This window comes from Arthrobacter sp. 210 2 (assembly GCF_059093025.1).
Genome location: NZ_JBNHIE010000001.1, coordinates 366777 through 378928, shown reverse-complemented (window position 1 = coordinate 378928; position 12152 = coordinate 366777). Strand labels below are relative to the sequence as shown.

Sequence of the window (12152 nt, the reverse complement as noted above, 5' to 3'; positions counted from 1 at the left end):
ACCTTCCGCCGCTACTCACAGAACGCCCCATCACCTGACCCGCCCCTGTCGAAAGGAGGAACCGCCAATGCCTGGATCCATGCACGGCCTGGCGGCCCTCCTGGGCAGGGCCGCAATGATGCTGGGGCTCCTCGCGGTCGTGGCCGGAATCCTCGGCATGCATGTCATGACGGCCAGCCATTCTGCGCACGCGTCCCACTCCGTTACTCACGGAACAGTGCTGCAGGATGCCGCCGTCCTGCATGACCACAGCTCTGCACCGCGGCACACCTCTGCGCACCACTCCACGGCCGCGCACTCTGCTGCGGACCGCCCGGGGCACGCGACGCAACCAAGCCTTGCACCGCCGTCGTGCGAAGGTTCCTGCTCGGGAATGCAAACCTCCGGTACGTCCTGCGTCCCGCTGGCCAAGGCCGGATCGCTCACCGTCGCTCCGCCCGAGCGATCCGCCGCCGCCAGTCCGGTCCTTGCGGGTCGCCTCGGTGGGGCAGGCATCTACTCCTATGTCCCGGCGAGCCCCACGCCCTGCGAACTGTCCATCAGCCGGACGTAAACGGGACTGCAGCGTGCTCCCGCACGCATTAACGACCCAGTCCAGTTACTTTCCTGAAGGACATTTCACGTGAACACGAAGATCAAAACCCTGTCCATTGCTGCCGCCCTGGCAGCCTCGCTCGGCCTTGCCGGGTGCGCCGCCGACTCCGGAAATCCCGGCAGCAACGGCATGCACGGCAGCGGCCATGCCAGCTCCAGCCCGATGTCCAGCATGATGCCGGATGCCGGCGCCGAGCATAACCAGGCGGACATCATGTTCGCCCAGATGATGATTCCGCACCACGCCCAGGCCGTGGAGATGAGCGACATCGTCCTGGCCAAGCCTGGCCTGCCTGCCGAGATCACGGCCCTGGCAACCAAGATCAAGGATGCCCAGGCCCCGGAAATCGAGACCATGACCGGCTGGCTCAAAAGCTGGAACGCGCCCGTGATGGGTGACCACTCCGGGCACGGGATGTCCGGCATGGTGGACGACGACGGTATCGATAAGCTCAAAGCCGCGTCGGGAGCGGACGCTGTCCGGCTGTTCTTGGAGCAGATGATCGGACACCACGAAGGAGCCGTTGACATGGCACAACAGGAGATCGGCGCCGGCAAGTACCCCGAATCCATCCAGCTCGCCCGCGATATTGTCGCGGCCCAGGAATCCGAGATCGCCGAGATGAAAGAACTCCTGGCCAGCCTCTGACCGGCCCTACCCCCGGACGCTCTCTCACCTTCTGCAACAATTCGGGCGACGCTCTCTCACTTTCGAGAAGAAAGCGAGAGAGCGTCGCTGCTTAACCTGCAGAAGGTGAGAGAGCGTCGGAGCGGCGCAATCAGGGTCCGGCGTCCCGGCGTTTGACGTGTTCGGGGAGGACGCCGATGCCGATGAAACGGGCAGTGAAGCGGCGCAGCAAGGGTGAGGCGGCACTGAGAAGCCGAACTGCCCAGCGGGGCGCGATCCGGCTGCCCGTGGTTGCCCTGACGATCACTTTGTGGGCGTTGCGTTGCAGCCGCTGCATGACCTTCACGGGCCATTCCCGCCGCCGTTGCACCCGGGCGAGTTTCGCCGTCGGGGCAGCTCCGGCCGCGAGGTCTGCCGCGATGGCGTTGGATAGGGCCACGGCGTCCTGGATGGCGAAGTTCACGCCGACGCCGAAGACGGGGGACATCGCGTGGGCGGCATCGCCAATGGCGATGAACCCGGGACGGTACCAGCGCCGGAGCCGGTTGATCTGAACGGTCAGCAGCTTGACCTGCTCCCAGTCGGTGAGGCTGCCGACCACCGGCCGCAGTACGGGCGCAGCGTGGGTGATCTGCTCGCGAAGGCCTTCAATTCCCGCGCCTCGAAGCTGGTCAAAGCCGCCTTTCCGAATGACCATGCCCGACTGGTATCTGTCGCCGCGGTCAATCGTCAGGACCATTCCCCGCCGGGACAGGTATCCCAGCGTTGGGGGCGGCGCCTCGGGCGGTTTGGGAAGGCCGAACCACAGCACGTCGATGGGCACGCCGAACTCCTCCGGAACCAGTCCGGCGGCGGCACGGAGGGGCGAAGCGCGTCCGTCGGCGGCGACGGTGAGCGTTGCCCGGATTTCAAGCGGACCGCCCGGTGACGTGGCCCGAACCCCACGCACTTGGTCGTCCTCGATGATCAGTCCAGTGGCCTCGGTGAGCATGCGGAGCTCGAAGTTCGGAAACATCGCCACCTCGCGGGCGAGGAAGTTCAGGAAATCCCACTGGGGCGCGAGGACCAGGAAGTTGTCAGGCGCCGGAAGCGTGGTGAAGTCCACGATGGTGAGGCGCTGGCCGTCAATCACAGCGTCCATGGTCGGCAGGCGGGTGAGCGGCAGTTCCAGGAACTTCTCCCTGAGCCCGAGTTCGCCGAGAAGGGTCACGGTGGACGGGTGCACGGTATCGCCCCGGAAGTCCCGCAAAAAGTCCGCATGCTTCTCAAGCACGGTGACACGCAGGCCGGCGCGCGCGAGCAGGTAACCGAGCACCATGCCCGCCGGCCCGCCGCCGGAAATCACGCAGTCGCGTTCGATAAGGCTTGAGGTCATGTCATGGTGCCTTTCTCCGCATACTCCATGGTGCTGGGATGGCAAATGAATTGGTAGTGCGAGAGGATCCGGGAAAACGCTGCGAAAGATGATAGAGCGTCGCTGGTTTAGCCGCAGGAGGTGATAGAGCGTCGGTGGTTTAGCTGCGAGAGGTGATAGAGCGTCGGGGTGTGGCGGGCTGCAGGATATGAGGGGGCGTTGGGGCGGGGCGTGTTAAGTTGAAATGCACGGGCTGAACGGTCCGTGCACCGGCTGGGAAAAGAGAAATCTCCTTGGATACATCCGCACCAGTAAGAATCCTGACCGTCTGCACCGGCAACATCTGCCGCTCCCCGGTGGCCGAACGGCTGCTGCAGGCGGGACTCAACCAGGTGGTGCCGGGCGGCTTCCAGGTGACCAGCGCGGGCACGCGGGCCATGGTGGGCGATCCCATGCAGCCCATCTCGGCCGACATTGTCCGCACCTTCGGCGGCGACCCGGAGAACTTCGTGGCCCGCCAGCTGAGCCCGAAGATCCTGCGCGGGGTGGACCTGGTGCTCACCATGACCTCCGGGCACCGCGGCGAAGTGCTGCAGCTGGACGCGTCGCTGCTGAAGCGGACGTTCACCATCCGTGAGTTCGCCCGCATGCTCGACGTCCTGGACGCCCGTGCGGAGGCCAGCGCAGGCGGCCCACCCGTTGCGGAGGAGTACGACGACGGCGACTGGCTGGGTGCCAACGCCGCCTTCTGGCGGGGCTTGCCGGCCCGGGCCGCCGGGGTGCGGCACCTCGCCCTGGCGGCCGACGCAGCCGAGAACGACATCGTGGACCCCTACCGGCGCGCGCCGGAGGTTTACCGGCAGATGGAGGACGAGATGGCTCCTGCCATCGTTTCCATCCTCCGCCATGCCCGGCTCAACGCCCCGGTTCGCGGGAACGCGTCCACCACGCTGTAACGTTCCGGCGTCCACGCTCCGTTCCCGCGTCCTCGGCGGCACCCCGGCGGACGGGAAAACACCGTGCTGCATGCTCACAATGCCATTGCGGGAGTCCCTCTCGCACTCGGAGGTGACAGTTTGGATAAGTCTGTAGCCAACGGGGGGTTGGTGGGCGGACACTGATCCCACCCAACACGATGAGGTGACGGCACCATGAGCATGCCAGGCGGTTCTGACCCATCCGGGGCCACGGGACCGGGCCCTTCCGACACGCATCCGCACGGCCTCGCATGGGTGGCCCACGGCCGGCGGCGGTGGATCGCGGCACTGCTGGCGCTGGTGCTGGCGGCAGCGGCCGTCGTCGCCGTCGTCAGCCTGAACCGCACCGGGTCCGAAGCCCAGCCGGCGGCCACCCAAACGCAAAGTGAAACACCCAGCCCCACGCCGTCGGAGACGCAGACGGAAACCACCCCCGCGCCTCCGCCGCCTCCACCGCCGCCGCCACCCATCCCGGAGCTGCCCGCTGCACCCATGAACGTGCTGGTGATCGGCAGCGACATGCGTGGAAATGCGAGGGAGGCAGCAGCCCACACGGCGGCAACCGGCCAGCCCCAGGACCAGCGCGCCGACACCCTGATGGTGGTCCATGTCCCTGCTGACCGGAGGGCGCTCTATATCGTCTCGATCAACAGGGACACGTGGGTGGACATCCCCGGTTTCGGCGGGGCCAAGATCAACTCGGGCCTGCAGTACGGCGGCATTGACATGCAGACCGCCGCCGTCCAGTCGCTGCTGGGGATCGCCATCGACCACACCCTGATGATGGACTTCCACGGGCTCAAGGTCCTGATCGACGGGCTTGGTGGGATCGACGTCAACGTGCCCATCGCATTCCAGTCCACGCACGATACCGGGCACGTCTTCGCCGCCGGCGTGAACCATTTGGATGGGCAGTCCGCGCTGGAGTTCTCCCGGGAACGGTACGCGTTCGTGGACGGCGACTTCCAGCGGGTCCGCAACCAGCAGATCCTGCTCCGCGCCATCCTGGCCCGGCTCACGGCCGGCGGCGCCCTGAACGACGTCAACGCCGTCCGCGGGCTGGTGGACTTCGCCTCCTGCTGCCTTACCGTGGACAGGGCTTTTGATCCGGTCCAGGCCGCCATCCTCGCTTACAGCCTCCGCAACCTGGACGCGAATGCGATCGGCACCATGACCCTCCCGACGGCGGGTGCCGGGTTTGTTGCCGGGCAGTCCGTGCTGTTCCCCGATTACGGCGGCGTCGCAGCCGTCGGCGCGGCACTGCGGGAAGGCCGGATCGCAGAGTTCGCGAGGCCGTAAGACTATAGCCAGTGCAGTGAGCGCCGGGTTCAGCGCGCACGGACTGCCCCTGCGCACTGAACCCGGGCTTCACTGCGCATGGACACCCGATCTGCCGGGCCCGCACCGCTGTTCAACCCGGGCTTACCGGCCGTTTACCCTCGGGAAAGGATCCGTGTGCCGGGCGGCGACAGCCTGAGGGCATGACGTCGAACTCCCGTACTGAAATTTCCCGCCGCACCATCGTCAAGAGCTCCGTCCTCGCCGCAGCCCTGGCCTCCGTTCCGGCCGCCGCCCAGGCCCTTGCCTCCCGCCAGTCCCCCGCCGGCGTGGCGCTGGTCCGCAACCGGCTCACCCTTCCCAGCGGCATCGCCACGGGTGACGTAACGTCGGATTCCGCCGTGCTGTGGTCGCGTGCGTCCGGCGCCGGCCGGCTGACCGCCGCTCTGCGGGCAGTGAACGACGGCGGCGAGATCCTGCGCGGGCGGGGCGCCTTTGAGCGCACCCTCCGCGGCCCGCGGGCCACCCAGGCGTCCGACTTCACCGCCAAGATCCACGCCGGGAACCTACCGTCCAACACCCGGTTCGCGCTCGAGATCAGCTTCGAGGACGACGGCGGCGCGGCCGGCGAGACGGTCCGCGGCACCTTCCGTACGGCCCCCGACGCCGGGACGTACAACGGCAAGGGCCGCACCGGCGGGACGAGCGCCGGCGGCGACGTCCCGGCGTCGTCCGCCCAAAGCTTTGTGTGGACCGGCGACACCGCCGGCCAGGGCTGGGGCATCAACGAGGACATCGGCGGGATGCGCGGCTACCGCGCCATGCACCGGACGCGGCCGGACTTCTTCATCCACTCGGGCGACACCGTCTACGCGGACGGGCCGCTGGCTGAAACTGTCGTGGAGAAGGACGGGCAGGTGTGGCGGAACCTGGTCACCGAGGAGGTGTCCAAGGTGGCCGAAACGCTCACCGAATACCGCGGCCGGCACCGTTACAACTCGATGGACGCCAACATGCGCGCGATGTTCGCCGACGTGCCCGTCATCGCCAACTGGGACGACCACGAGACCACCAACAACTGGTACCCGGGCGAAATCCTGGACGACCCCCGGTACACCGTCCGCGACGTCAACACCCTCGCAGCCCGCGGCCGGCAGGCCTGGCAGGAGAACATGCCGATCGCGGACTCCGCCGCGCTGTGGCGGCCGGGAACGTTCGACGACGCCGGCCAGTACCAGCCCGCCCGCATCTACCGGAAGATTTCACGCGGCCCGCAGTTGGACATCTTCTGCCTGGACATGCGCACGTTCAAATCCCTTAACACGGACGGCAAGGAGCCGTACGCCACGTCCATCCTGGGGCAGGAGCAGGTGGACTGGCTGATCCGTGAGGTGTCGGCGTCGAAGGCCACCTGGAAGGTCATCGCCGCGGACCTGCCGCTGGGCATCATCGTGCCGGACGGTGCCGTCAACCAGGAAAGCCTGGCGAACCGCGACGCCGGTGCGCCGCTGGGCCGCGAGCTGGAGATCGCCGGGGTGCTCAGCGCATTCAAGCGGAACCGCGTGAAGAACGTGGTGTGGCTGACCGCCGACGTCCACTACTGCGCCGCCCACCACTACTCGCCCGAGCGCGCTGCATTCACCGACTTCGATCCGTTCTGGGAGTTCGTGGCCGGCCCCATCGCGGCCGGGTCCTTCGGCCCGAACGCCATGGACGGCACGTTCGGTCCCGAGGTGGTGTTCTCCAAGGCCGGCCGTTTCCCGGGCGAATCGCCGCGCGACGGCGAGAACCAGTTCTTCGGGCACGTCCAGCTGGATGACGACACCTTTACCGTGAGCCTGCGCAACGCCAACGGAGCCACGGTGTTCTCCAAGGTGTTGACGCCCGGACGGTAGCTGCGGCAGGACGCCGTCGTCCGTTTATCTTTCCCTGCGCCTGGGTACGCCGCTGGTAGTGTTCCTGCATTCGGCAAGGCAAGCGGACGGGGTGGTTTTTTGTGAACGACGACGGGCTGACACAGGCAGTGCAGGAGGCCGGCGCGGTGGAGCTGCTGCTGATCCGGCACGGCGAGAGCGAAGGCAACGTGGCCGCCACGGAGGCGCGGCTGGCGGGGGCGGAGGTCATCGATGTGACCGCCCGGGATGCGGACGTGGACCTGTCCGATACCGGGAGGGACCAGGCCAAGGCGCTGGGGACGGCGCTGGCCCGGATCGCCGAGGAGTTCCGGCCGGATGCTGTGTTCTCCTCCCCTTACGCACGGGCACTGCAGACGGCGGAGATCGCGGTGGAAACTGCGGGCTGGCGTGCGAAAGTGCGGACCGATGAACGGCTGCGGGACCGCGAACTGGGCATCCTGGACCGGCTCACCCGGCGGGGCGTCGAGGCGCGTTACCCGGACGAAGCCGAGCGCCGGGAGTGGCTGGGCAAGCTGTACTACCGGCCCCCAGGCGGGGAATCCTGGGCCGACGTGGCCCTCCGGCTGCGCTTGGTCCTGGACGAACTGAACAACCTCGGCACCGGGCACCGGGTCATGCTGGTGTGCCACGACGCCGTGATCCTGTTGTTCAGGTATGTCCTGGAAGGCATGACCGAACGCGAAATCCTTGACCTCGCGGCCAGCACCTCGGTCCTCAACGCGTCCCTGACACGCTACGTGCGCCCGTCCGGCGAGGGACCATGGACGCTTGAGAGCTTCAACGTGGCGGACCACCTGGCCGAACAGGGTGTCACAGTCACCGAGCATGCGGGGGACTCCAGTGTCCACCCGAAGTGATTCCGGTTCCCCTACCCTGGTGACCCCCTCGCTGCTGCGGGACTGGCCGCTGCCTGCGCCGGGCGAGGACAAATACTCGCGCGGTTCCGTGCTGGTGATCGGCGGGGCGCGCGCAACGCCGGGGGCTGCCCTGCTGGCCGGTACCGCAGCCCTGCGTGCGGGTGCCGGAAAGCTGACACTGGCCGTTGCGGAATCCGTGGCGGCGCAGGTGGGGGTTGCGCTGCCCGAATGCGGGGCCATGGGACTGCCGGAAACTGCCGATGGGTCCGTGAGGGGTGAGGGCCTGGACCGCATCTCGTCGTACCTTGAGCGTGCCGATGCAATTCTTATTGGCCCGGGGCTGGACGATCCGGACCTCGCCGAGGAGATGCTGCGGTTGCTCCTGGAGCGGGAGGAATCCGACGGCGGGCCGGACGGCTCAGGAGGCCCCGCCGTCGTACTCGATGCCTACGCCCTGGGCGGCCTGGTCAAGCTCGAAGATCAGCTGGAGCCGTGGCGGGGCCGGCTGATCCTGACGCCGAATCCCAAGGAGGCGGCGGTGCTGCTGGGGCGGGACATCGAGGACCTGGAAGCCGATGTGGCGTCCGTGGCCCGCCGGTTCGACGCCGTGGTCAGCTGCCAGGGCCTGATTGCGCGGCCGCCCGGCGATTCTCCCGAGGAATCCGAGATGTGGAAGATCACCACCGGGTACGGCGGCCTGGGGACCTCCGGCAGCGGCGATGTTCTGGCGGGTGCCATCGCCGGATTGCGGGCCCGGGGAACCAGCGGCGCCCAGGCCGCCTGCTGGGGAACGCATCTGCACGCCGCAGCCGCCGACCGCCTGGCAAGCCGCCTGGGACCGCTCGGCTTCCTGGCCCGCGAACTCGCCGACGAACTTCCCGCACTGATGCTTGAACTCAACACCTGACGCCCCCTCACGAAAGCAACGCGGAGTCACTTTTGGCCCAATATCCCGACCGTATTGGGCCGGGTCTGACTCCGCGTTGCGTTCTCCAGCGGGGCTTCACATGGGATGGCCCCCGGACGAATCCGGGGGCCACCGTATCGGGAAGTTCAGGCGTAACCTGCCGGTGCGCGTAAGCGCTGTGGCGTGCTCAGAATGGCCATCCGCCCAAAGAGGCAGTCAACAATCAGTACCCGACGTCCCGATCCTGGGGTCGAAACTAGGCGGCGATCTCTTGCTTTGCCCCCTTCGTTTCGATCTCGATCTTGCGCGGCTTGGCCTTCTCGGCGACAGGAATCCGCAGCGTCAGGACACCGGCGTCGTAGCTGGCCTTGACGTTGTCCGTATCCAGGGTGTCCCCGAGGATCAGCTGGCGGCTGAACACGCCGCGCGGCCGCTCGGAGGCGATCAACTCGGTGTCCTTGCCCGCGGGGTCCGGACGCTCGGCCCGCACCGTCAGGACATTCCGTTCCACATCCAGATCCACTGAATCCGCTGCGACGCCGGGCAGATCAAAGGCGACAACAAATTCCTGGCCCTCACGCCATGCGTCCATCGGCATGGCTGCCGGACGCGCTGCCGTACCGAGGACCTGCTGGGCCAGCCTGTCCAGCTCGCGGAACGGATCGGTTCGCATCAACATGGCTTCCCTCCTCGTAAGAGACGGTCCAACACATTTTTGGTTACCAGCCGATCTGTATTGGCTGATATAGATTTTTTAGCACCACAGAAGGAGATCCGCAAGCGGTCCGGCAGGGAATTTTGGAAGATTTTTCGGCTGCTGCAGACGTGGCTGAGGGGCCCTTCACTGTTCGGCTGCTGCAGACGTGGCTGAGGGGCCCTTCACTGAGAGTGAAAGGCCCCTCAAAAGGTGCGCTTCTAGCTCCTGGTGGGGTCCGGGCGGAGCGGTGCAGGACCTGGGTCCGGCACCGGCAACGGGCCCGGCGGCTCAGGAGTGGGGAACGGATTCGGAGCCGGCGGCCCGGGATGGCCAGGCTGGGTGGGATCAGGAGATGGCCCGGGCTCGGGCGGGAACGGCTCGGGTTCATGCACTGGCGGGATGGTCATAAACTTCCCCTCTCACGCTGGGCGGATGTGCCTTGGCGTGAACAGGATACGCCTGCCGCCTTAACCCCACCAGGGCACCCAAGCAGGATGATGCTCTATCACCTTTGGTCCCCACGGCGGCCGTTTGGGGACCAAAGGTGATAGGGCATCGCGCGGTTGGCCGCAGGAGGTGATGGGGCATCAGCGGGATTACGGCAGGAAGTGATGGGGCGTTATCGTCCGGTAGCGAACGGCCCCGCCCATTGTCCGGGCTGGTGGCTATATTGAAGGAATGACCCAGACTCCGCTGCAGGATTCCGCCAGCACCCCCTCCTCCGCCACGGCCACGCCGCCGGTGGCAAAGAGAGTTCCCCTCGAACGGACGCACCACGGGGACACCTTCGTGGACAACTACGAGTGGCTGCGGGACAAGGAATCGGCCGAGGTAGTGGAGCACCTGAAGGCTGAGAACGCCTACCAGGAAGCCGTCACCGCGCACCAGGAGCCGCTCCGCGAGGCCATCTTCCAGGAGATCAAGGGCCGCACCCAGGAAACCGATCTTTCGGTGCCGCACCGCAAGGACGGCTGGTGGTACTTCAGCCGATCCGTCGAAGGCAAGGAATACGGGATCCAGTGCCGGGTCAGGGCCGCCGACACCGACGACAAAATCGCCGATTGGACCCCGCCCGCCGTCGAGCCAGGCGTGGAGATCCCGGGCGAGGAAGTCCTCCTGGACGGGAACGTGGAAGCGGAAGGCAAGCCGTTCTTCTCGGTGGGCGGCACGGCCGTGACCGTGGACGGCAACCTGTACGCCTACGCCGTGGACAACTCGGGCGACGAGCGTTTCACGCTCCGGATCAAGGACCTCCGCACGGGCGAACTGCTCCCGGATGTCATCGAGAACGTGTTCTACGGCGTCTCCTTCTCGCCCGACGGCACACGCATCTTCTACACGGTAGTTGATGATTCCTGGCGGCCGTACCAGGTGAAGGCCCACGTTTTGGGCACGCCCGTCACCGATGACGTGGTGGTCTACCAGGAGGACGACGCCGCCATGTGGCTGGGCTTCGAACTTTCCGCCGACCGCCGGTACCTGGTGCTGGGGGTCGGCTGCTCCGAATACAGCGAGACCCGCCTGCTCCGGTTCGACGATCCCACGGGCACTGTCACCACCGTCATTTCCCGCAACGAACGGGTCCTCTACGAGGCCGAACCCTTCCTGCTCGACGGCGAAGAACGCATCCTCCTCACTCACAACCGCGGCGCCATCAACTCCATGGTCTCCCTGACGGACCCGGCCGAGCTGCGGAAGCCGCTGTCCGAGCAGCAGTGGCAGACCGTCGTCGAGCATTCCGACGACGTCCGCGTCAACGGCGCCGGCGTCACCTCCACCCACCTCATCGTCTCCATCCGCAAGGACACCATCGAGCGGGTCCAGGTCATGGGGCTGGCCGGTCTGGGCACGCCGGCCCAGCAGGCACCTGTGGAACCGGCATTCGACGAGGAGCTGTACACCGCCGGCGTGGGCGGTTCCGATTACGAAGCGCCCGTCATCCGGCTGGGCTACACCTCCTACTTCACGCCGTCCCGGGTGTATGACTTCGTGCTGCCCGCCGCGGAGCGGCCCGCCGGCGAGCTGCTGCTGCGCAAGGAGAGCCCGGTCCTGGGCGGCTACGACGGCAGCGACTATGTTGCCACCCGCGAATGGGCGGTGGCCGGGGACGGCACCCGCATCCCGCTGTCGGTACTGCGCCACAAGGCCGTACAACAAGACTCGTCGGCGGCCGGCTTGGTCTACGGGTACGGCTCCTACGAGCTGAGCATGGACCCCGGCTTCGGCATCGCCCGGCTGTCCCTGCTGGACCGCGGCGTGGTGTTCGTGATCGCACACATCCGCGGCGGCGGCGAGCTGGGCCGGCACTGGTACGAGGACGGCAAGAAGCTCACCAAGAAGAACACCTTCACGGATTTCGTGGACGCCACCGACTGGCTGGCAAACTCTGGCTGGGTGGATCCGGCCCGGATCGCAGCCCTTGGCGGCTCCGCGGGCGGGCTTTTGATGGGTGCGGTGGCGAACATGGCCCCGGAAAAGTACGCCGCAATCGTGGCGCAGGTGCCCTTCGTGGACCCGCTCACCAGCATCCTTGACCCGGACCTGCCGCTGTCCGCACTGGAGTGGGAGGAGTGGGGCAACCCGATCACGGACCCCCAGGCCTACGCCTACATGAAGTCCTACTCCCCTTATGAGAACGTGCGGAAGGTGGCGTACCCCAAAATCGCCGCGGTCACATCCTTCAACGACACCCGGGTGCTCTACGTGGAGCCGGCCAAATGGGTCCAGGAGCTGCGGAACAGGACCACCGGTTCCGAGCCCATCCTCATGAAGATCGAGATGGACGGCGGCCACGGCGGCGCCTCCGGCCGGTACGTGCAGTGGCGCGAACGGGCCTGGGACTATGCCTTCATCGCCGACTCCCTGGGTGCCACCGAGCTGCTGCCTGGCGCGGGCCTGAAGTAGGCACCGGCCTGAAGTAGGCTCCGGCCTGAAGTAGGCTCCG

At 67.0% G+C, this 12152-nt stretch carries 10 protein-coding genes; 8 read left to right on the top strand and 2 right to left on the bottom strand.

The window, feature by feature from the left end:
• Positions 1–67 precede the first annotated feature (67 nt).
• Positions 68–553 (top strand): hypothetical protein, encoded by a 486-nt coding sequence (locus AC5RWA_RS01760; RefSeq protein ID WP_494056299.1) that lies wholly within the window; start codon positions 68–70, stop codon positions 551–553.
• A gap of 69 nt (positions 554–622) precedes the next feature.
• Positions 623–1243 carry a DUF305 domain-containing protein gene (locus tag AC5RWA_RS01755; protein ID WP_494056298.1) on the top strand — a complete coding sequence of 207 codons (621 nt, stop codon included), beginning with the start codon at positions 623–625 and terminating at the stop codon, positions 1241–1243.
• 130 nt (positions 1244–1373) lie between these two features.
• Here the strand turns inward: AC5RWA_RS01755 and AC5RWA_RS01750 are convergent, their stop codons facing one another.
• Positions 1374–2597 (bottom strand): FAD-dependent oxidoreductase, encoded by a 1224-nt coding sequence (locus AC5RWA_RS01750; RefSeq protein ID WP_494056297.1) that lies wholly within the window; start codon positions 2595–2597, stop codon positions 1374–1376.
• A gap of 272 nt (positions 2598–2869) precedes the next feature.
• On the opposite strand from AC5RWA_RS01750, the gene AC5RWA_RS01745 reads away from it, so the two are divergent.
• From AC5RWA_RS01745 to AC5RWA_RS01725, 5 genes are all read left to right on the top strand, one after another.
• Positions 2870–3532 carry an arsenate reductase/protein-tyrosine-phosphatase family protein gene (locus tag AC5RWA_RS01745; RefSeq protein ID WP_494056296.1) on the top strand — a complete coding sequence of 221 codons (663 nt, stop codon included), beginning with the start codon at positions 2870–2872 and terminating at the stop codon, positions 3530–3532.
• 195 nt (positions 3533–3727) lie between these two features.
• Positions 3728–4852 (top strand): LCP family protein, encoded by a 1125-nt coding sequence (locus AC5RWA_RS01740; RefSeq protein ID WP_079597446.1) that lies wholly within the window; start codon positions 3728–3730, stop codon positions 4850–4852.
• A gap of 182 nt (positions 4853–5034) precedes the next feature.
• The gene (locus tag AC5RWA_RS01735) at positions 5035–6726 is read left to right on the top strand and encodes an alkaline phosphatase D family protein (protein ID WP_494056295.1); all 1692 of its coding nucleotides are present in this window, start codon (positions 5035–5037) and stop codon (positions 6724–6726) included.
• A 101-nt stretch (positions 6727–6827) separates the two neighbouring features.
• Positions 6828–7604 carry a histidine phosphatase family protein gene (locus AC5RWA_RS01730; protein ID WP_494056294.1) on the top strand — a complete coding sequence of 259 codons (777 nt, stop codon included), beginning with the start codon at positions 6828–6830 and terminating at the stop codon, positions 7602–7604.
• Entirely contained in the window at positions 7588–8511 is a 924-nt protein-coding gene (locus AC5RWA_RS01725) for an NAD(P)H-hydrate dehydratase (protein ID WP_494056293.1), read from the top strand. The genes AC5RWA_RS01730 and AC5RWA_RS01725 overlap by 17 nt, the downstream gene beginning before the upstream one ends.
• 256 nt (positions 8512–8767) lie before the next feature.
• On the opposite strand, the gene AC5RWA_RS01720 is transcribed toward AC5RWA_RS01725, so the two are convergent.
• Complete coding sequence (locus AC5RWA_RS01720) at positions 8768–9190, bottom strand: Hsp20/alpha crystallin family protein (RefSeq protein WP_079597450.1); 423 nt, start codon at positions 9188–9190, stop codon at positions 8768–8770.
• Between the two features lie 696 nt (positions 9191–9886).
• On the opposite strand from AC5RWA_RS01720, the gene AC5RWA_RS01715 reads away from it, so the two are divergent.
• Entirely contained in the window at positions 9887–12112 is a 2226-nt protein-coding gene (locus AC5RWA_RS01715; protein WP_494056292.1) for a S9 family peptidase, read from the top strand.
• The last annotated feature ends 40 nt before the right edge of the window (positions 12113–12152 follow it).

Bases quoted from the DNA above. Each gene is read 5' to 3' on its own strand.
- AC5RWA_RS01760 (WP_494056299.1), top strand. From the start codon at position 68: ATGCCTGGATCCATGCACGGCCTGGCGGCCCTCCTGGGCAGGGCCGCA.
- AC5RWA_RS01750 (WP_494056297.1), bottom strand. From the start codon at position 2,597: ATGACCTCAAGCCTTATCGAACGCGACTGCGTGATTTCCGGCGGCGGG.
- AC5RWA_RS01740 (WP_079597446.1), top strand. From the start codon at position 3,728: ATGAGCATGCCAGGCGGTTCTGACCCATCCGGGGCCACGGGACCGGGC.
- AC5RWA_RS01735 (WP_494056295.1), top strand. From the start codon at position 5,035: ATGACGTCGAACTCCCGTACTGAAATTTCCCGCCGCACCATCGTCAAG.
- AC5RWA_RS01720 (WP_079597450.1), bottom strand. From the start codon at position 9,190: ATGTTGATGCGAACCGATCCGTTCCGCGAGCTGGACAGGCTGGCCCAG.
- AC5RWA_RS01715 (WP_494056292.1), top strand. From the start codon at position 9,887: ATGACCCAGACTCCGCTGCAGGATTCCGCCAGCACCCCCTCCTCCGCC.